This is a genomic window from Rhodanobacter sp. G2-10 (genome assembly GCF_055809185.1).
Genome location: NZ_CM147900.1, coordinates 241937 through 260532 on the forward strand (window position 1 = coordinate 241937; position 18596 = coordinate 260532).

General features: G+C 65.5%; 18 protein-coding genes. 9 read left to right on the forward strand and 9 right to left on the reverse strand.

Going from position 1 to position 18596, the window contains the following annotated elements; all coding sequences use genetic code 11:
• Positions 1-44 precede the first annotated feature (44 nt).
• Together AC0L58_RS01050 and AC0L58_RS01055 are read left to right on the forward strand one after the other, a co-directional pair.
• Entirely contained in the window at positions 45-806 is a 762-nt protein-coding gene (locus AC0L58_RS01050) for a ferredoxin--NADP reductase (RefSeq protein WP_473685817.1), read from the forward strand.
• Positions 807-1068: 262 nt separating this feature from the next.
• Positions 1069-1428, forward strand: a complete 360-nt coding sequence (locus tag AC0L58_RS01055; RefSeq protein ID WP_473685819.1) for a hypothetical protein — start codon at positions 1069-1071, stop codon at positions 1426-1428.
• A gap of 15 nt (positions 1429-1443) precedes the next feature.
• On the opposite strand, the gene AC0L58_RS01060 is transcribed toward AC0L58_RS01055, so the two are convergent.
• The 5 genes from AC0L58_RS01060 to AC0L58_RS01080 all read right to left on the reverse strand — a co-directional run bounded on the left by AC0L58_RS01060 (position 1444) and on the right by AC0L58_RS01080 (position 7706).
• Entirely contained in the window at positions 1444-2376 is a 933-nt protein-coding gene (locus AC0L58_RS01060) for a fimbrial protein (protein WP_473685821.1), read from the reverse strand.
• Between the two features lie 195 nt (positions 2377-2571).
• Positions 2572-3567, reverse strand: a complete 996-nt coding sequence (locus AC0L58_RS01065) for a fimbrial protein (protein WP_473685823.1) — start codon at positions 3565-3567, stop codon at positions 2572-2574.
• Positions 3560-6343 (reverse strand): fimbria/pilus outer membrane usher protein, encoded by a 2784-nt coding sequence (locus AC0L58_RS01070; RefSeq protein ID WP_473685825.1) that lies wholly within the window; start codon positions 6341-6343, stop codon positions 3560-3562. The genes AC0L58_RS01065 and AC0L58_RS01070 overlap by 8 nt, the downstream gene beginning before the upstream one ends.
• Positions 6340-7083: a fimbrial biogenesis chaperone gene (locus AC0L58_RS01075; protein WP_473685827.1), complete on the reverse strand. Its 744-nt coding sequence runs from the start codon at positions 7081-7083 to the stop codon at positions 6340-6342. Before AC0L58_RS01075 ends, AC0L58_RS01070 begins: the two co-directional genes overlap by 4 nt.
• Before the next feature lie 92 nt (positions 7084-7175).
• Positions 7176-7706 carry a fimbrial protein gene (locus AC0L58_RS01080; protein WP_473685829.1) on the reverse strand — a complete coding sequence of 177 codons (531 nt, stop codon included), beginning with the start codon at positions 7704-7706 and terminating at the stop codon, positions 7176-7178.
• 386 nt (positions 7707-8092) lie between these two features.
• Here AC0L58_RS01080 and AC0L58_RS01085 point away from each other — a divergent pair, with 386 nt between their 5' ends.
• From AC0L58_RS01085 to AC0L58_RS01110, 6 genes are read left to right on the forward strand one after another with little or no spacing between them, the layout of a single operon-like run.
• A complete protein-coding gene (locus AC0L58_RS01085; RefSeq protein ID WP_473685831.1) occupies positions 8093-9103 on the forward strand; it encodes an alpha/beta fold hydrolase in 1011 nt (336 codons plus the stop codon).
• 59 nt (positions 9104-9162) lie between these two features.
• Positions 9163-9753, forward strand: coding sequence for a hypothetical protein (locus AC0L58_RS01090; RefSeq protein ID WP_473685833.1), 591 nt, complete (start codon positions 9163-9165; stop codon positions 9751-9753).
• A gap of 50 nt (positions 9754-9803) precedes the next feature.
• Positions 9804-10001 (forward strand): helix-turn-helix transcriptional regulator, encoded by a 198-nt coding sequence (locus AC0L58_RS01095; RefSeq protein ID WP_473685835.1) that lies wholly within the window; start codon positions 9804-9806, stop codon positions 9999-10001.
• 51 nt (positions 10002-10052) lie between these two features.
• Positions 10053-11582, forward strand: a complete 1530-nt coding sequence (locus AC0L58_RS01100; protein WP_473688520.1) for an alpha/beta hydrolase — start codon at positions 10053-10055, stop codon at positions 11580-11582.
• Positions 11579-12313 carry an ABC transporter ATP-binding protein gene (locus AC0L58_RS01105; protein WP_473685837.1) on the forward strand — a complete coding sequence of 245 codons (735 nt, stop codon included), beginning with the start codon at positions 11579-11581 and terminating at the stop codon, positions 12311-12313. The genes AC0L58_RS01100 and AC0L58_RS01105 overlap by 4 nt, the downstream gene beginning before the upstream one ends.
• On the forward strand, positions 12310-13515 hold the full coding sequence (locus AC0L58_RS01110) for an ABC transporter permease (protein WP_473685839.1): 1206 nt from the start codon (positions 12310-12312) through the stop codon (positions 13513-13515). The genes AC0L58_RS01105 and AC0L58_RS01110 overlap by 4 nt, the downstream gene beginning before the upstream one ends.
• Before the next feature lie 27 nt (positions 13516-13542).
• On the opposite strand, the gene AC0L58_RS01115 is transcribed toward AC0L58_RS01110, so the two are convergent.
• The 3 genes from AC0L58_RS01115 to AC0L58_RS01125 all read right to left on the reverse strand — a co-directional run bounded on the left by AC0L58_RS01115 (position 13543) and on the right by AC0L58_RS01125 (position 16153).
• Positions 13543-13854 (reverse strand): EF-hand domain-containing protein, encoded by a 312-nt coding sequence (locus AC0L58_RS01115; protein WP_473685841.1) that lies wholly within the window; start codon positions 13852-13854, stop codon positions 13543-13545.
• 26 nt (positions 13855-13880) lie between these two features.
• Positions 13881-14483 carry a GTP cyclohydrolase I FolE gene (gene folE, locus AC0L58_RS01120; RefSeq protein WP_473685843.1) on the reverse strand — a complete coding sequence of 201 codons (603 nt, stop codon included), beginning with the start codon at positions 14481-14483 and terminating at the stop codon, positions 13881-13883.
• 224 nt (positions 14484-14707) lie between these two features.
• Positions 14708-16153 (reverse strand): DNA recombination protein RmuC, encoded by a 1446-nt coding sequence (locus AC0L58_RS01125; RefSeq protein WP_473685845.1) that lies wholly within the window; start codon positions 16151-16153, stop codon positions 14708-14710.
• A 125-nt stretch (positions 16154-16278) separates the two neighbouring features.
• Here AC0L58_RS01125 and AC0L58_RS01130 point away from each other — a divergent pair, with 125 nt between their 5' ends.
• Positions 16279-17472: an NAD(P)/FAD-dependent oxidoreductase gene (locus tag AC0L58_RS01130; RefSeq protein WP_473685847.1), complete on the forward strand. Its 1194-nt coding sequence runs from the start codon at positions 16279-16281 to the stop codon at positions 17470-17472.
• Between the two features lie 13 nt (positions 17473-17485).
• Here AC0L58_RS01130 and AC0L58_RS01135 read toward each other — a convergent pair whose 3' ends face one another.
• Positions 17486-18595: a DNA topoisomerase IB gene (locus AC0L58_RS01135; protein ID WP_473685849.1), complete on the reverse strand. Its 1110-nt coding sequence runs from the start codon at positions 18593-18595 to the stop codon at positions 17486-17488.
• Between the last annotated feature and the right edge of the window lies 1 nt (position 18596).

Below are 18596 nucleotides of genomic sequence, written 5' to 3' on the forward strand. Positions count from 1 at the left end.
TGTCGTCCGGGCCCGCCCGGCGCACGCACCGTTTCGGAAACTCCATGGCCGACCATTTCCAGCTTCGTCTCGTCGACGACCACATGCTTGCGCCCACCGTGCGCCACCTCGTGTTCGAGCGCGTGGACGGCCAGCCGCTGCTGTTCCAGCCCGGCCAGTTCCTGCAGGTGCATTTCCACTACGAGGACGGTACGGCGACCAAGCGCAGCTATTCGGTGGCCACGGTCGGTGCCAGCAACACGCCGGGCACGGCGGGCCAGGTCGAGCGCATCGAGATTGCGGTGAGTTACGTGGAAGGCGGCGCCGCCACCCGTTTGCTGGGGGACCTGCCCATCGGTGGCGTCATCGATGCGAGCGGGCCGTATGGTCGCTTCTGCCTGCAGCAGGCCGACACCCATCCACGCTACCTGCTGTTGGCCACCGGCACCGGCGTCACGCCGTACCGTGCGATGTTGCCGCAGATCGAGCAGCTGCTGGCCGCAGGTGATCGCGAGGTGGTCCTGCTGTACGGCGCGCGCAACGAGCAGGAGCTGCTCTACGGCGAGGAGTTCGAGGCCTTTGCGGCGACCCACCCCGGCTTCATCTTCCATGGTTGCCTGAGCCGCCAGGCGCGTGCGGTGCCGCGCTCCACCGATCGCAGCGGCCACGTGCAGAACGTGCTGGCCGAACTCGGCCCCAGTGCCGAGCGCGACATCGCCTACCTGTGTGGCAATCCGAACATGGTCGATGCCGCCTACGCCGCGCTGCAGGAGTTCGGCTTGCCGGTGAAGCAGATACGGCGCGAGAAGTACATTTCATCGCGTTGATCAAGTTTGGCGCGTCCGCGCCGATGAACAGGCAGCGCCAGTCGGACGCCTGCCGGAATCATCTGATTGATCGACCCGGCAGGTCTGGACCCACGGTACCGGCGGGGGCGGTCGGCCCCCCGGACCGCCGACGACCGAAAAATGTGATGCACCTCACATTTCGGTGTGACGGGTCGTTTTCTGCCATCAAGGTCGCGCGTTGCCGGCCGACAGCCTTCATGAGGTCCCGCAGTGGCGGAGTACCACCTCATGAGGTGACGGCATGGCAACATCCCTTGGCAGCAAGTTGGCGGGCTTCGCCTTGATCGCCGCAATAGGCATTTCGACCGTGCAGGCAGCAACCGGCCGCATCCTTTTCTCAGGCGCAGTGGTCGAACCGACCTGCTCCACGCACACCCTGTCCGCCAATCCTGCTTCGTCGACCTTCGTCGACTCCACCACCACCCGCCTCAGCTGCGGCCGTACCGCCACCGATCCCGGCCGATCCTATTCGCGCAAGGTCACCCATGTGACGGCTGCTGATCTGGAGCACGATCGGTTGCTGGCTTACTTTGCCAGCTACGCCGACCCCGGGGCAGCTGACCATGCCCCCGTGAAAGTCATAGTCAACATCTACGATTGACAGGCGCCGCCGCCATCACTGGTAGTAGATGTCGAAAGTGACGGTCGCCTTGACGTTGCCCCCGGAGACCGCCGACGCGGTCTGGAAATACTGCGCGAAGTACGGGATCGAGGTCGTCGCGTTGGGCGGCGTGACCACGGTCTGCGTCTCGAAGACCATCGGGTTTGAATTGGCGTCCAGCACCTGCACACCGATGCCGGCGGCATAGCCCGCGCCGGCAGGCTTGACCACGCCCGGATGGCTGTCCGGCGTGGTCGTGTGCATGGTGATCTTCGCCACCGCCGTTGCCGGCGGGCATGAGAGCTGGATCTGGAACGGCGTCTTGCCGGAGACCGAGCCCACGCCGGTAAACGCGCTGGTGGTCACCGTCGGCAGGGTGACATTGATCGGATTGGTGACGATGGTGCAGCTGGGCGTGGTGAAGGTGATCGAGTTGGCCAGCATGAATGTCTCGGGAATCAGCGAGTCCCACTGCCAGTCGCCGAGTTTGCCGGCAGCCAGCACGCCGCCGGAGGTGATCGGGCCGGTCTTGACCAGTTCCAGGCCGGAGGTCACGCTGAATGTCGAAGTCGCCAGCCACTGACTATTGAGCGGGTAGGCCGTCAGGTAATCGCTTGGATGGGTGATGCGATAGCCGACGCCGGGGATTCCAGTCTCATAGGTAAAGTTGTCCGCTAGATATCCGCCGCGGGCATTGACCACACCGTAGCTCACGTATTCGCCAAACCATCCGGAGCAGGTAATGTCTGGCGGATTGGCCGGGGAGACCTGTGCCGTGGAGAGCAGGACGGTGCCGTCAGACATGTTCGCAGGGATGCTGATGCTCGGAGGCACACTGAACGTCACCGAGGTATTGCCGCCCGATGTGAAGCGACACTTCGCGTGGGCTCCCAGCGGCAGCAGCGCCAGCAGCAACAGCGTCGTCCACAGCATGTTTGCGCGCGTCATGTTCCACTCCTGGCGTCGGGCGCCCTGTCTGGGGATGGTGTGCAGGACGTGTGGATCAGCTCGAAGCGACTGCTCTCGCTCTTGATCTTCATCATCACCACCGCACCCACGCGCGCCCCCCCGATTCCTGCTGGTTTCCAGCTTCAAGTCCAGGGACCGAAGCCATCGTTCATGCCTGCGATGTCGCGACATGGCTCATTGGTATGACAGCGTGAACGTTGCGGTGGCACCAAGCAGGCCTGCGCTGACTGCACTTCCGGTCTGGTAGTAGCGTGCGTAGTAGTTCACCGAGAGCGCACCGTTCGGCGTGGCTCCGATCGTCTTGGCCACACCGAACTGCACCGGCGTGTTTCCCGAGGAATCCAGAACCTGCACGCCAACGCCGCTGGTGCCACCGCTTGATGGCGCGATCACGCCGGGCTTTCCGGCTACGGGCGTTGCCGTATCCAGCGTGATGCGCACGACCGCGCCACTGGAACAGGTCAACCCGATCTGGAACGGCGTGGCGCCAGCCACCGAGCCCGCGCCGCTGAACGAGCCGCTGGTGACCGTGGGCAAGACTACCGTGATATTGGTGGTGTTGACCTGGCAGGCAGGCGCCGTGAACGTGAGACGGCTGGCCAGATTGACCACGGCGTCGATGATGTAGTCACTCGATGTACCGGCCTTGAAGCTGACCAGCGGGCCTTGCAAGGAACTGCCGTCGACAATCGCTCCGGTCTTCACCAGTTCGATGGTTACCGCGTCGCTTTCGTACCAGGATTTGCTGCCATCCAGGCTGAAATAGGGATACGCATAAATGTAGTCGCTCTTCTGCGACAAGCGGAAGCCGACACCAGTGGTGTTGGTAGGGAAAACACTCTGGCCGGCCGGAAGCAGGGCGCCAGTGCTGCTTACCAGACCCCATCCATTGCCGTTGCCCTTGCAGCCGAAGTTGACCCGCTGGCTGATTCCGGTGGCTGCCGAGGTATAAAGCACGCTGCCAACGGGAATGTTCGGGTCGTTCACGATGGTCGCCGGCACCGACACCAGATAGGTGCCTTGCGAGTTTCCCTTGTCGAAACTGCAACCGGCTCGGGCTTGTCCCGGTACCAGCACCGCCAGCCCCAGGGCCGCGAGCGCCACAGCACCCTGGGCAAGCCGCGCGATCGCCGAGCGCAAGACGGGTCGGCGCGCGAAATCGTTACTCATGATGGCTGCCCTCGGAGGCCGTTGCGACGGCAGGGTCGCGGCAAACGGCATCTTGCGCGATGTAGCGGTTGGCGCCTTCGCCGGTGGTCGGGGCGGGTGCATGATAGTCAAAGGTGCAGCTACGCGCGCTGCCTTCCGCGTCTTGCCATTGCACGTTGAGATGCCCTGCCGGCTTCGCCACGCGCACCATGATCTGGCCAGCCTGGCCTACCACTCCCACCGGATGTCCTTGCTCGTCCATCACTTCCGCGCCGAACGGCAAGGCCTTGCCATCGGCAAGCTGCGCCTGGATCAGCACGAAGCGGCCGCTTTCGCTCTTGAACTTCAGCATCACCACGGCGCCGGCGCGTGGCGCCACCTGGGTGCTGGTGTTGTCCAGTTGCACGTCCAGCGGCAGGCCGGCGGGATCGATGGTGACCGTGTCGAGCTGGTAGGGCATGAGGTAGGGCACGAGCGCGTAGCCGGACTTGCCCACCCGCACGCCGGCCGCGTTGCCGATGCGCGCGCCAGCCGCGTCCGGAGCCTCCACGATACCCACGGTGTCACCCAGCGGCTGACCGAAGGTAATGCCGCCGGGATGCGCCACGATGCCGCCGGCCACGCTCAGCGACGACTGCGAGTAGCCGCTGCCCACGCCAAAGCCGGCGTTGAGCTGGACGTGCGCGCCACGATAGCCACCGTTGATACTGCCGGTGCTGCCGACCGAGCCGACATCCCGGCCGCTGTCGTGGGTGGCGGTGGCGCCGTAGCTGTAGCGATCGTCGACGCCGGCGGTGCCGCTGAGCGTGGCCTGCTCCTGCATGCTGCCGTGACTGTCGCGGGTCAGTCCGCCGGTAAGCAGCGGTGTGTGTGCGCCATTGCCCAGCGGAATCGTGACGTTGACCATGTAGCGGTTGTCGCTGCGCCCGAACAGGTCGCGCTCGCGGCTGGCCGACAGGTTGTAGTTCACCCGCCCGATCGCGTTGTTGTAGCCAAGCTGGAATTGCGTGTCGGTACCGCCGCGATTCCAGTAGTCGCGCGCCGAACCGTTGACGTAGAACGAGCCGCCGCGCGCACCCAGCCGCTGGCTGAGGGTGAGCGTGAAGTTGTTGCGCTGGCGATCCACCCCGGTGGGTATCACCAGATCGGCCAGATTGAGGCCGGCCAGGGCCGCTTGCTGTGCCGGCGTGAGCAGGCCGGAGACCGGCACGCCATTGATCAGGATCGGCTGGTTGATGCCGCTGGAAAACACCGGCAGGCCGCGGCGCGCGTAATCGCGCGCCCGCACCGCATTGCCCAGGCTGAGGTAGCCGCTGGTGGAGTAGCGATAGGCGGCCACCGTCAACGAGGTGCCGGTCTGCGCCATGATCTTGCTGTAGCTCACGCGCAGGCTCTGGCCGGACAGCGTATCCATGCCCGGAATCCGCGTGCGCGCGGCGGTGATATCCATCGCGAAGGCGCCATAGCTGGTGTTCAGCGCGCTGCCCAGCAATATCGCGCCATAACCTTGCGAGCCCTCGATGCCGGCGTAGCCGGTAAGCATGTTGGTGAAGCCGCGCTGCATCGTGGCTTGCACCACGTCCGGCTTGTGCCGGATCGACTCGTCGCGCAACTGGCCCGCTGCGACGCTGAAACGGGTGACGCCCGGACGCAGCAGTTGCGGCACGGAAGCGTACGGCACCGAGAACGTGTGCACGCGGCCATTCGCCTCCGACACGCTGACCTCGAGATCGCCGCCGTAACCGGTGGCGTACAGGTCGTTGATGGTGAACGGGCCGGGCGCCACCGTGGTCTGGTAGATCACCATGCCGTTCTGGCGCACGGTGACCTTGGCGTTGGTGTCGGCCACGCCGCGCACGGTGGGCGCATAGCCCCGCAGCGATTGCGGCAGCATGCGGTCGTCGGTGGCCAACTGCACGCCGCGCACACCGAAGCTGTCGAAAATTTCGCCACTGGTGAACGAATCGCCCAGGGTAAGCTGCGCCCGCATTCCGGGCAGGCCGCGCCGGGCATAGGTGGCGATGTCCTGCCAGCGATGGGTCGAGCCGGCGCCGGCCAACGCCGACTGCCAGCTCAGCGACGAGTCGTGGCGCAGATGCCAGCGACCCAGGTTCAGGCCGGCATTCAGGCCCAGGTACGAGGAGGTCTGTGCCACGCCGCCGCTGCGCGTGTGGTAGCTGTTGAAGTTGTAGTTGAGCAGACCGGCGTTCACGCCGGAATCCCAGTATTTCGGGTCCACGTAACCGCGTGCGCGCAGACCCATGTAGGCCTGCGGCACGCTCACGTCCAGGCGCAGGTCGGCCACATCGAAGGTCATGCTGGCGCCGGGGATCACGTTGGCGATGTCGACGCAGGCGCTGTCATCGCTCAGCGCCGCCGTGACCTGGTCGGACAGGTCGGCCGGGTGCAGGCCGAGCTTGTCGAGCAGGGCGCGGGTCACGCAAGGTGTCGCGCTGACATCGTCCGAGGGTGCGGCGAAACGCACGTCAGTGCGGCCGATCGGGAACTCATTGAGAAAGATGTCGACGCTGTAGCTGCCCGGCAGCACGAAATTGCCACGTTCGAAGCGCGACAGGTCGGTGGTGTTCTGGCCAGCCCCGGAAAGCATGCTGCGATCGAAGGTGGCGTCGGCCGCATCGCCGCTGGCGGCATCCGCGCCTGCGCCGGCGCCAGCGGCGGCCAGTGCATGGCCGCCCCAGCTGCACAGCGCCATGCCGATCAGCGCCGCCAACAGATGACGACGCGCCGCGGGCACCCCCGCGGCAGGATGCGCAGCGCGGGCGCGCCGAGGACTCACGGCGCGACGGCGCCCTTGTAGGACTTGGCGGCGCCGAAATCATTGATCGTGGTGTAGTCGATCACCGTACCGGTCGCGGGTGCGTGGCCCAGGTTCTTGATCGGCAGGCGCAGGGAAGCCATCGGCGCCACCATGCCGCTGCCGAGTGCGTACGCGGTCTTGTCCGCGTTGAACGACACCTGGCTGAAGGTGATGTAGTACGGCGTGGGGTTGTGTGCCTCCAGTGCGAAGCCCGCGCCATCGGCGACGACCGACCAGGTGATCCGTTCGGGTGCCGTGCCTGCGTCGCCGGTCAGCTTGGCCGGACGGAAAAACAGCTTCAGCCGCGAGCGCACGGCGAACTGCAAGGTGTTCTGCTCCTCACCCGGTTTGGCCACGGGCTTGGGCGGGATTTCCAGCACGTTGAGCCAGAACAGCGATTCGCGATCCTTCGGCAACGGCTTGCCGGTGTAGACGATGCGCAGGCTTTGCCCCTTGGCGGGGTTCATGCGCACCAGCGGGGGGGTGATCAGGAATGGCACCTTGGCGGTGTCGGGCGTGGAATCCGGATTGCCGCTGTCGATCCACGCTTCGACCAGGGCGGGGGTGCTGCCGTCGTTGTTCAGGCGCACGGTGACTTCGCCGTTGGCGGCGGGAAACACCACGCGGGTACCGGCGATCACCACGCTGGCCTGGGCAGTACCGACGACGGTGCAAAGCGCTATCAAGGCTGCGCCCATCGCGCAGAGCAGGCTCTTCATCGGGGTACTCCGTTCAGGGAATGCTGGCTGCCGCGCGCCGCGGCAGGTGGGACGCCGCAGTCAGCACCTGGCTGCGGCGTCCCGGTTGCTGCTTACAGATAGGTCAAGGTGAAGCTGACCGACGAGGTCACCAGGCCGGCCGAGGTCGCGGCGTTGGTCGCGACGTACTGCGCCGTGAGCTGGGTGGAACCCGAGCCGGAAGCGACGGTGATGACCGGCGCATTCGCATTGGTGGAGGTATTGATCACCGCGTTGGAGCTGTTCAGCAACTGGATCTGCACGTTCGAGCCGCCCGACGTGGCGTTCTTCAGGTTGCCGGTGGTGGTGTCGACGTTGGTGCCGGCCGTGAAGGCCATGTTCGCTTTCGTGGTGTTGGTATCGCAGCCACTCAGCCCGATCGTGAACGGGGTGGCACCAGCCACACTGCCCACACCGCTGAACGCGCCGGTCATGACCGACGGCAGGGCCACGGTCGCGCCGCCATTGACGGCGACAGTGCAGGTATCGGCGAGCACCTTGCCGGTGAAGTTGATGGTGCCGCTGTTGGCGGCCTGGGCAGTGGGCACGAAAGCGGCGGCGGCAATGACGGCGACCAGCGCAGTGGAAAGCAGGGTCTTCTTCATGGTGTGGATCTTCCTCGTGATGAATGTAATGAAGGCTTGGTTGTGCGGCACAAGAGGTTCGTGGTGGCAGCAACGTGCTCGTTGCCGCCTGCTGGTGTCTTGGATCGATCCCCCCTGGAACTGATGCAGACCACGGAATCCGTTGTGGCTTGAGCGGGGTAAAGCAACCGTCGTGCCAACTATCCTGATCGAAAGCAATTCCGAGCCCGAGGCAGACTTCACCGCGATTTTCCCGTCACGCGTCAATATTTTGACGCTTGGCTGTCGGATTTGCCCTACAAATTATGTCACGCAAAGTGCCAATTGCGTCACACGCACGACCAAATATTACCCACTACGGCAGTCCAGTTCATCTTGTTGATGAATGTGTGTCAAGCATACTTGACATGACCTGGCGGGGGGCTTTAGGCTCTCCTTGTCAAGCTTACTTGACATTCAGCCCGCCTGGAGAACTTGTCATGAGTCGGTTTCCCCGTTTGATCCGAATGATCTTGCGACTGTGGGCCCCCACCCTTCTGCTGCTGGCCAGCTGCGCTCCGCTCATGGCCCGGCCGGCTGCGTATACGGTTGGAACGCTGACCGTGGAGCAGTACGGCAATCACGGTGGGGCCGTCATTCTCATCCCCGGTCTGGAGGGCGGACCGTGGGTCTGGCAACAGACCATCTCGAACCTGCGCAAGGAGCACAAGGTGTATGCGGTCACGCTGGCTGGTTTTGACGGGGTGCCGGCGCCGACCGATGGCGGCAACCTGTTCGACCGCGCCGATGCCTCGCTGCTGCGGCTGATCAGACAGCGCAAGATCGACAAGCCGGTGCTGGTCGGACACAGCATCGGTGCCACGCTCTCGCTGCGCTTTGCCAGCGAGCATGCCGGACTGATTGCAGGCGTGCTGGCGGTAGACGGCCTGCCGATCTTTCCGGGTATGGACCGCGTGAGCGCCGAGCAGCGCACGACGATGGCAGCGCAGATGCAACACAGGATCGCAGCATCCACGCCGGAACAGTTCAAGGCGCAGTCGCTGCAATACATGCAGCACATTGGCCTGGTCGATCAGAAACTCGCCGCACACTACGCACCGATGAACGCGCGCAGCGACATCAAGGCCACCGCGCAGTACATGGCCGAGGACGTCGCGTCCGACTTGCGTCCGGCCCTGAAGAACGCGACCGTGCCGATTCTGGAAATCTCGCCGTATTTCGAGCCGGACTTCAGCACGCCGCCGATGGTGATGAGCGAGGCGCAGAAGACCGCGTACTACCAGTCCCTGTTGTCGAACGCGCCGGATGCGAAGGTGATATCGATTTCACCGGCGCGGCATTACGTGATGCTTGACCAGCCCGCGAAATTCCAGCGGGTACTGGATGGGTTTCTCACCCGTGTCGGACCGTCCCGATGACTGCCGTGTCGGAAGTCGAGTACGCAGCCAGGCACCCCTGCATGCAAGGAAAGACGAACATGAACGACCATTCCGCAAGGCCGATGAGCATGCGCCGTGCATTGATCACCCTCGGCGGCCTCGCACTGGTCCTGGGCGTCATCCTGGCCGGCGCGGGCGCCTGGGAAGGGCATCGCGCCATGCTCTGGGGCGGCATCTCCGCGCTGGTGGTCGGTCTGATCTGGCTGATCTGCGCGCGCTCCATGCCCGATGAACCGATGCGCGCCGAGAGGCGTCGCTACATGCGCGAGTTCCTGCCGGCGATGGGAGCCTATGTGGCGCTCCTGTACATCTCGCAGACCTTGCTGAAGCATGTGCATGCGGTGCCATTGACCGTAATCCTCGTGCTGTTGCCGGTGCTGCCGATCGGGTTCGTGGTGCGCGCGATGGTGCGTCTGGTGCTGGCCAGTGACGAGCTGGAACGCCGCCTGCAACTGGAAGCGATCTCGATTGCCAGCATCACCGTGGGCCTGCTCAGCTTCGCCGCGGCATTCTTGCGCAATGCCGGTCTGCTGCCGATCAACAATGGCCTGATGCTGGTGCTCCCAGCATTGTTCGGCACCTACGGGGTCGCGAACTGGTGGGTGCGACGGCGGTTTCGCGATGAGTAGGCAGGAGTTGCGAAGATGAGAATCCTGCACTTGCCGCGGATCCCGGAACGATGAACAACCACCTGCGTGACCTGCGTGGCGATCAGGGCTGGTCGCAAGCCGACCTCGCCGAGCGCCTGGATGTTTCGCGGCAAACCGTCAATGCAATCGAAACCGGCAAGTACGATCCGAGCTTGCCGCTGGCCTTCAAGATTGCCCGCCTGTTCGGGCGCTCGATCGAGGCCATCTTCGTACCGGGTGAGGAGTAAATCCGCGTGGCTCTGAAAACTGCCGTGGCGCTCAGTCTGGGGCTGGTCTTGATGGTGCCTGGCGTGGTGGCGGGGAGCCAGATTCGCCCTGCATCGACAGCGACGGCAGTGCCCGCCGCTGCCGCAGTCGCCACGGCGGCTACGCCCCAATCGCCAGCTGCCCCGCCGCAGTGGAAACTTGGCAAGATAACGCTGACGCCGTGCGCACTGGGCCGTCCGAACAGCGATCTGAGTGACCCGGCCTGGTGTGCCATGTTCCCGGTGCCCGAGAACCGCGCCGATCCGCACGGCCGCGTCATCCAGCTGAAACTCGCCGTCCTGCGCTCGCCTGCGCAAGTGGCGGACAAGGACATGGCGGTCTTCCTTGCCGGCGGCCCCGGCCAGGCGGCGACTGAATCGGCGAGCACGGTGATGCCCGCGCTCGACGCCCTGCGCGCCCATCGCAACGTGTTGCTGGTGGACCAGCGCGGCACCGGTGGTTCGAATGCACTGACCTGCAAGAATGCGGACCAGCCGCGCCCCGGCGACGATGACAGCAGCCTCGATGTCGATCAGGTGCGTCGGGACGCCTCGGACTGCCTCAAGCAATTGGCCACGCGCGCCGACCCGCGCTACTACACCACCAGCATCGCGGTGCAGGACCTGGAGGACATACGCAAGGCGCTCGGCTCGCCCCGCTTCGATCTGCTCGGGGTTTCCTACGGCACGCGGGTGGCGCAGCAGTACCTGATGCATTATCCGGATGCGGTGCGCAGCGTGGTGTTGGACAGCGTGGTCCCGAACACCCTGGTGCTGGGCGAGGATTTCGCGCGCAACCTGCATGATGCGCTCAAGGCGCAGTTCGCCCGCTGCACCGCCGAGCCGGCCTGCAGGAAGCAATTCGGTGATCCGGGCCAGACCCTGTATCAGCTGCGCGATGCGCTGCGCGCCAATCCGCACCAGGTCAGCTTTCGCGACCCGCAGAGCTGGCAGACCGTCACCCGGGTGTTGAACGAGAACGCGTTGGCCAGCGTGGTGCGCATGTTTGCCTATACCCCGCAGACCGCTGCACTGCTTCCGCTGTCGATCGACGCGGCGGCGCATGGGGATGTCGGTCCCTTGCTGGGCCAGGCGAAGATACTTTCCGGCGAGCTGTCCGAACTGGCCGGCAGTGGCATGCAGTACTCGGTGATCTGCAGCGAGGACGCCGACCTGCTCACGCCGCGCCCGCAGGATGCCGACACCATTCTCGGCACGCGCATGATCGACGCGCTCAAGGCGGTCTGCTCGGTGTGGCCGAAGGGCATGCGGCCGGCGGATTTCCATCAGCCGTTGAAATCCACCAAGCCGGTCCTGCTGCTGGCGGGCCAGTACGATCCGGTGACGCCGCCACGCTATGCGCGAGCAGTGGCCAGACACCTGCCGAACTCCCGCGTGCTGGTGCTGAAAGGGCAGGCGCATGGCGAGATGGCGGTCGGCTGCACGCCGCAGCTGGTCCGGCAATTCGTCGACACGCTCGATCCCAAGGCGCTGGATGCCGGTTGCCTCGACCGCCTGCAACCCACGCCGATCTTCATCGATTTCAACGGAGCCACGCCATGATCGAGGTGAGGGATTTGCACAAGGCGTTCGGCGCGGTGAGGGCTGTCGACGGCGTGAGCTTCGTGGCGCGCGACGGCGAGATCACCGGTCTGCTCGGCCCCAATGGCGCCGGCAAGACCACCACGCTGCGCATGCTGTACACGCTGATGGCACCTGACCGCGGCCAGGTCCTGGTCGACGGGGTCGACGCGGCAGTCGAGCCACTGGCGGTGCGCCGGCAGCTGGGCGTGCTGCCCGATGCTCGTGGCCTGTACAAGCGGCTTACCGCGCGCGAGAACATCGACTATTTCGGCCGACTGCAGGGTCTGCCTGAAGACCTTCTGCAGCACCGCCGCGAAACCCTGATCACCGCGCTGGAGATGGGTGACATCGCCGATCGTCGCGCCGAAGGCTTCTCGCAGGGGCAGCGGGTGAAGACGGCGATTGCACGGGCGCTGGTGCACGACCCGCGCCATGTGATTCTCGACGAACCCACCAACGGACTGGATGTGATGGCTACCCGCGCGCTGCGCCAGTTCATGACCAGGTTGAAGGCCGAGGGTCGCTGCGTGCTGTTCTCCAGCCACATCATGCAGGAGGTCGCTGCGCTGTGTGACCGCATCGTGGTGATCGCCTGCGGCCGCGTGGTGGCCGCCGAAACGCCGCAGGCGCTGCGCGAGCAGACCGGCGAAGCGAACCTGGAGGATGCCTTCGTGAAGATCATCGGCAGCGAAGAGGGGCTGGCCGCATGAAAGGATCGCAGACCGCCATCCGACACCGGCGCGCCTTCCTGACGGTGTTCCTGAAAGAGGTGAAGGAGAACCTGCGCGATCGCCGCACCCTGATCAGTGCCTTTCTTGTCGGTCCGCTGCTCGGGCCGTTGCTGTTCGCGATGTTGATCAGCACCACGCTCAACCGCGATCTGGACAAGGCTGACAAGCCACTGGCGGTGCCCGTGATCGGCGCTTCCTACGCACCGAACCTGGTGAACGCGCTCAAGGCCGGCGGCGTGGTGCCCGGCCCGGCAGTCGCCGATCCGCAGCAGAGCGTGCGGCAGCAGGATGCCGATGTGGTGCTGCGCATCGCTCCCGGCTACGGCAAGGCGTGGCGACGCGGCGAACCGGTGCAGGTGGAGTTGTTCTATGACTCCTCGCGCCGCGACACCGGCGCCGCGGTGGAGCGGATCAGCACACTGGTCGAGGCATACGCGAGACAACAAGGCGCGATGCGCCTGCTGGCACGCGGGCTGTCGCCAGCTACCGCGTGGCCGCTGCGGGTGGCGCGACGCGATCAGGCCACTCCGCAGTCGCGTGCCGTGCTGCTGTTCGCGATGTTGCCGTACTTCCTGGTGATCACCTTGTTCATGGGCGGCATGTATCTGGCGATCGACCTGACGGCAGGCGAGCGCGAACGCCAGTCGCTGGAGCCGCTGTTCGCCAACCCGGTGCCGCGCTGGCAGATCCTGTGCGGCAAGCTGGCCGCGATCTGCCTGTTCTCGATCGCCAGCCTGCTGATTGCCTTGTTGGCGTTTGCCGTGGTCGGCCGATTCATTCCTGCCGGGAAGATCGGCATGGAACTGGACCTGGGTCTGCACTTCGCGTCCTTCGTGCTGCTGCTGATGTTGCCGCTGGTGCTGCTGCTGGCTGCCTTGCAGTCGATGGTGGCGGCATTCGCCAAGAGCTACCGCGAGGCGCAGACCTACATCTCGCTGCTGATGCTGGTGCCGCTCATCCCCACGGCGCTGCTGTCGTTCATGCCGGTCAAGGCGCAGGCGTGGATGTATGCCGTCCCCTTGCTGGGCCAGAATCTGGGCATCATGCAGCTGTTGCGCGGCGACGGCGTCACCGCTGGACAATTGGGCTTGTGTCTGGCCGGCGGCAGCGCGGCAGCGCTGCTGGCGGTGCTGGCGACGATCCAGCTGTATCGCTCGGAGAAGCTGGCGATCTTGGCCTGATCCGGTAGCGTGCTCAGTGCGCGCCAGTCAACCGGGCGGCGCGGTCAGCTCGCGTGCGTCGAGATAGCCGTCGTGATTGCGGTCGTGCCGCCGGAACTGGATGCGCAGGTTGCGCTGGAATGCCTTCAGCGTGATCGGCTGGCCGCGACCACCGGGGAGCTCATCGACCGAAATCACGCCGTCGCCGTTCCGGTCCATGCGCTCGAAGCCGCGGCTCATGTAGATCACGTACTCGGTCTGGCTGACCTTGCCGTCACCATCGCGGTCGAACTGATCGAGGTAGTCCGCCCGCGTGGCCTGCGCATGCAGCATGGGCGCGGCAAGCAGCCAGGGCAGCACCAGAATCCAACCGTGCGGACGCGCGCTCAGCGGTGACCACCCTGGATGCCGATGAACTGCAGGAACTCGGTGCGCGTGCGCGCGTCGTCGCGGAAACTGCCCAGCATCTGGCTGGTCACCATCGACACGCCGCGCTTGTGCACGCCACGCGTCGTCATGCATTCGTGGCTGGCGTCGATCACCACCGCCACGCCCGCTGGCTGCAGGGTTTCCTGAATGCAGTGGGCGATTTGCGCGGTGAGCTTCTCCTGCACTTGCAGGCGGCGCGCAAAGCCGTCGACCACGCGGGCCAGCTTGCTGATGCCGACCACGCGGTTGGTCGGCATGTAGCCGACGTGCGCACGGCCGATGATCGGCGCCAGGTGATGCTCGCAGTGACTTTCGAACTGGATATCGCGCAACACCACCATCTGGTCGTAGCCGGCGACTTCCTCGAAGGTCCGGCGCAGGAAATCCGCCGGGTCGGATTCATAGCCGGAGAACCAGTCGCCATACGCCTTCACCACCCGCTTGGGGGTGTCAATCAGGCCTTCGCGTGCCGGGTCGTCGCCAGCCCAGCGCAGGAGAGTGCGCACGGCCTCCTCGGCCTGTTCGCGCGTGACTTCGGGTCGCTGGGCATCGTTGCTCATGCCGGGTCCTCGGTTTGATCAAACTGAAAGTCTACCCGCAACCCGCCTCGGACTGGTTGATCGGGGCAGGGAGGCGAGCCTCGCAGCTCGTCATCGAATCCTGTTTATGGCCAACCGTGCAATCCGGATGCAAGAACCACATCACGACGCGGCGTCATGTTGCGTAGGGCGGGCTCTGCCCGCCGGCTGTTGGCCTTGGGCATCGACGGCGGGCAGAGCCCGCCCTACGTTTCGCTGCTCTCGTCGGTGTCGTCATCGAGCGCCGGCACATCGTCGAGCAGCAGCGAGCTGGCCTCGCCGGACAAGGATTCGACGTCGCGCAGCTTGCGCTCGATCGCGCGGGTGCGCACGCCGGCGCTGTCGATGCTGTTGCGTGCGGCGTCCAATTGCTTGCGGGTCTTGTCCAGCACCAGGCCGAACTTGCCGAACTCGCTCTTCACCGCGCCGAGGATCTTCCATACCTCGCTCGAGCGCTTGGCGATGGCCAAGGTGCGGAAGCCCATCTGCAGGCTGTTGAGCAGGGCGCTCAGCGTGGTCGGGCCGGCCACGGTGACGCGGTGCTCGCGCTGCAGCGTCTCGAACAGGCCGGGGCGGCGGATCACTTCCGCGTACAGGCCTTCGGTGGGCAGGTACAGCACCGCGAAATCGGTGGTGTGCGGCGGCGCCACGTATTTGCCGTGGATGCGCTTGGCTTCCTCCCGCACGCGAACTTCCAGCGCGCGGCCGGCGGCATGGGCAGCCTCGGCATCGGCCGATTCCTGGGCGTCGAGCAGGCGCTGGTAGTCCTCCACCGGGAACTTGGCGTCGATCGGCAGGTAGACCTGCTCGCCCTCTTCCTGGCCGGGCATGCGGATGGCGAATTCCACGCGCTCGTTGCTGCCAGGCACGGTAATCACGTTGGAGTGGTACTGCTCGGCGGTAAGCATGTCCTCCAGCAGCGCGCCAAGCTGAACCTCGCCGAAGATGCCGCGCTTCTTCACGTTGGTCAGCACGCGTTTCAGGTCGCCTACGCCGGTGGCGAGGTTCTGCATTTCGCCCAAGCCGCGCTGCACCGCCTCGAGTCGCTCGGAGACCAGCTTGAACGACTCGCCCAGACGCGTTTCCAGGGTGGCGTGCAGCTTCTCGTCGACGGTGGCGCGCATCTGTTCGAGCTTGGCGGCGTTGTCCTGCTGGATCGCGCCGAGCTTGGCTTCCAGAGTGGCGCGCACTTCGCCCATGCGTTTTTCGTGCTCGGCGCCGAGGGCGGCCAGGCGCTGCTGTTGCTGCTCGCCGAAGCGACCCAGCGCCAGCGTCGTTTCCTCCCGACTCTTGCGCGCATCCTCGGTCAATTGTCGCGCCAGCGACTGCAAACCGGCGTCGGTACGTTCGGTCAGCAAGGCCAGGCGCTGGCCGAAGCCGTCGATGCGCTCGGCCTGCTGTTTCGACATGCCATCGAGCTGTTCGCCGAGCAGGCTGCGGAAGCGATCGAAGCCCTGCTGAAGTTCCTCGCGTCCGGCGCGCTGCTCTTCGCGCAGGATGCGTTCCACGCGTGCGCTGTCTTCCTTGAGCGCATCCAGCTTTGCTGCGAGGGAAGGGTCATCGCGCCGACGCAGCAGCGTGGCCAGCTGCAGCATCAGCACCAGCACGGCGAGTGCGACGAGAATGATCAGCAACAGTTGATTGAGTGCCATGAAACGCTTTCCCGGAGACTGGCGACCAGTGTACGTCGTGCCGTCTCATGGGTTGCGCCGCGATTTCACGTTGCCATAGCCGGGCTCGTGCATGATGGCGCGATACGTCAGCTCGGGAGAACGGCATGGAACACAAGCACGATTACCTGATCATCGGCGCGGGGATGGCAGCGGATGCCGCTGCCAAGGCCATCCGGGAGGTGAAATCCGACGCGGACATCGGCATCGTGGGCGAGGAAACCTCGGCGCCGTACCAGCGTCCGCCGTTGAGCAAGGGCTTGTGGAAGGGCGACAAATCGCCGGCAGACATCGACCTTGGGACTGCCGCGACGGGAGCAACCCTGCATCTGGGTCGGCGGATCGCATCGCTGGATCGGGCAGCACATCTGGCGCGCGACGACCGCGGCGACAGTTACCGCTACCGCCGGCTCTTGCTGGCCACTGGCGCTGCGCCCCGGCGGCTGCCGTCCGAGGGTGGTGAGCGGATCATCCACTACCGCACCGTGGCCGATTACCAGGCCTTGCATGGCTTCGCCCAGCCGGGAGCCTACATCGGCGTCATCGGCGGCGGCTTCATCGGGTGCGAACTGGCGGCATCGCTGGCCACGCTGGGCTGCAACGTGACCCTGTTGTTCCCGGGCGAGACGATTGGCGCCGGCCGCTATCCGGAGGGCCTGGCTCGCTATCTCGACGACTACTTTCGCAGGCACGGCGTGGATGTGCGCAGCGGCGTGCGGGTCGAGGGCAGCCGCCCCACCGAGGACGGCGTGAAACTCGAGTTGCCCGGCGGCAAGCTGATGCAATTGCAGGCCGCAGTGGCCGGTCTGGGCGTGACGCCGAACACGGCGCTGGCCGAACAGGCGGGCCTGGCGGTGGACAACGGCATCGTGGTCGACGCGCAGCTGCGCAGCAGCGACGCGGACATCTGGGCAGCAGGCGACGTCGCCAATTTTCACAATCCGGCGCTGGATCGTCGTCTGCGCGTGGAACACGAAGATGCTGCCCTCAGCATGGGCCGGCATGCGGGACGTTCGATGGCCGGCATGGCGGGCGATTACGCAGAGTTGCCGTATTTCTACTCCGATCTGTTCGACCTGGGTTACGAGGCGGTCGGGCTGCTCGACACCCGGCTTGAGGTGGTCGAGGACTGGACCGAACCGTATCGCGAAGGTGTCGTGTATTACCTGGAAGGTGGAAGGGTGCGTGGCGTGCTGTTGTGGAACGTCTGGGACCAGGTGGACGCGGCGCGCGCACTGATCGCCGAAGCGGGACCGTTCGATGCCGCCAGTCTGCGCGGACGGCTGCCTGCGACATCCTGATTCCAGGTCAAGTTCATTTGCGGCGTCGCGTTGCCAGCGGCTGCTTTCGCAGGTAACGCAATGTGAGCTGCTCCATCTGGCGGCGGTGTGACGCTGCCGTGGCCGGGATGGCGCGCTGCAGGCTGCCGTCCTGCCACCCCTGGATAATGGCAGGATGAATATAGGAAGCGCGGCACACGGCTGGCGTGTTGCCCAGCGCCGCAGCCACCTGCTTGATGGCACCGGCCAGGGCGCTGCGAATCGCGCGTTCGCCGCCGCTTTCTGGCAGTGGTGTCGCGCAGAGCACGCTCGCGGCACGCACGGTGCCGCCCCAGGTGCGAAAGTCCTTGGCAGTGAAGATGGCCGCGTCCTCGTCGCGATCGCGCAGATAGCCGTTCACCATCTCCGAGTCGACCGGTTGGCGCTTCCCTTCGTCATCGATGTACTGGAACAGGCGCTGGCCTGGCAGTTGCTGCACCTTGCGCACTATCCGGGCCAGTCGCTTGTCGCTCAGTTCCACCTCGCGCTCCTGCCCGCTCTTGCCGCGAAAGGTGAAACGCAGGCGGTCACGCTGTGCCCGGACGTGGCGTGAGCGCAGGGTGGTCAGGCCGTAGCTGCGATTGTCGCGCGTGTACACGTCGTGGCCGATGCGTATCAGGGTTTCATCGAGCAGGCGCACGAGCAAGGCCAACACCTTGGCCTGCGGCAGCCCCTTGCGTGCCAGGTCGTGGCGGACCCGCCGACGCAGTCGCGGCAGCGCCGCACCAAATTCGATGACGTGATCGAATTTTCCGCTGTCCCGTACCACGCGCCAGTCGGGATGGTAGCGATATTGCTTGCGCCTGCGCGCGTCATAGCCAGTAGCTTGCAGATGGCCGTTGCTCCGGGCGCAGATCCAGACGTCCACATAAGCCGGCGGAATAGCCAGCGCCCGGATGTGTTGCAGTTCCGGCTTGTCGGCGATGCGGTGGTTGTCCGCGTCGTGGTAGCTGAACCCCTTGCCATGCCGGCGCCGGCGGATGCCGGGTTGGTCGTCGCTGACATAGACCAAGCCGGCTGTGCGCAGGCTGGCGCGCAGTGACGGCTCCGGATCTGGCGCCGCAACGGCAGCTGCAGGGGCGGTTGGCGAACGGCGTGAGGGCATG

What these genes read in the sequence shown, in the direction of transcription:
- AC0L58_RS01050 (WP_473685817.1), top strand. Translation starts at nt 45, where the DNA reads ATGGCCGACCATTTCCAGCTTCGTCTCGTCGACGACCACATGCTTGCG.
- AC0L58_RS01055 (WP_473685819.1), top strand. Translation starts at nt 1,069, where the DNA reads ATGGCAACATCCCTTGGCAGCAAGTTGGCGGGCTTCGCCTTGATCGCC.
- AC0L58_RS01060 (WP_473685821.1), bottom strand. Translation starts at nt 2,376, where the DNA reads ATGACGCGCGCAAACATGCTGTGGACGACGCTGTTGCTGCTGGCGCTG.
- AC0L58_RS01065 (WP_473685823.1), bottom strand. Translation starts at nt 3,567, where the DNA reads ATGAGTAACGATTTCGCGCGCCGACCCGTCTTGCGCTCGGCGATCGCG.
- AC0L58_RS01075 (WP_473685827.1), bottom strand. Translation starts at nt 7,083, where the DNA reads ATGAAGAGCCTGCTCTGCGCGATGGGCGCAGCCTTGATAGCGCTTTGC.
- AC0L58_RS01080 (WP_473685829.1), bottom strand. Translation starts at nt 7,706, where the DNA reads ATGAAGAAGACCCTGCTTTCCACTGCGCTGGTCGCCGTCATTGCCGCC.
- AC0L58_RS01085 (WP_473685831.1), top strand. Translation starts at nt 8,093, where the DNA reads ATGACCTGGCGGGGGGCTTTAGGCTCTCCTTGTCAAGCTTACTTGACA.
- AC0L58_RS01090 (WP_473685833.1), top strand. Translation starts at nt 9,163, where the DNA reads ATGAACGACCATTCCGCAAGGCCGATGAGCATGCGCCGTGCATTGATC.
- AC0L58_RS01095 (WP_473685835.1), top strand. Translation starts at nt 9,804, where the DNA reads ATGAACAACCACCTGCGTGACCTGCGTGGCGATCAGGGCTGGTCGCAA.
- AC0L58_RS01100 (WP_473688520.1), top strand. Translation starts at nt 10,053, where the DNA reads ATGGTGCCTGGCGTGGTGGCGGGGAGCCAGATTCGCCCTGCATCGACA.
- AC0L58_RS01105 (WP_473685837.1), top strand. Translation starts at nt 11,579, where the DNA reads ATGATCGAGGTGAGGGATTTGCACAAGGCGTTCGGCGCGGTGAGGGCT.
- AC0L58_RS01110 (WP_473685839.1), top strand. Translation starts at nt 12,310, where the DNA reads ATGAAAGGATCGCAGACCGCCATCCGACACCGGCGCGCCTTCCTGACG.
- folE (WP_473685843.1), bottom strand. Translation starts at nt 14,483, where the DNA reads ATGAGCAACGATGCCCAGCGACCCGAAGTCACGCGCGAACAGGCCGAG.
- AC0L58_RS01125 (WP_473685845.1), bottom strand. Translation starts at nt 16,153, where the DNA reads ATGGCACTCAATCAACTGTTGCTGATCATTCTCGTCGCACTCGCCGTG.
- AC0L58_RS01130 (WP_473685847.1), top strand. Translation starts at nt 16,279, where the DNA reads ATGGAACACAAGCACGATTACCTGATCATCGGCGCGGGGATGGCAGCG.
- AC0L58_RS01135 (WP_473685849.1), bottom strand. Translation starts at nt 18,595, where the DNA reads ATGCCCTCACGCCGTTCGCCAACCGCCCCTGCAGCTGCCGTTGCGGCG.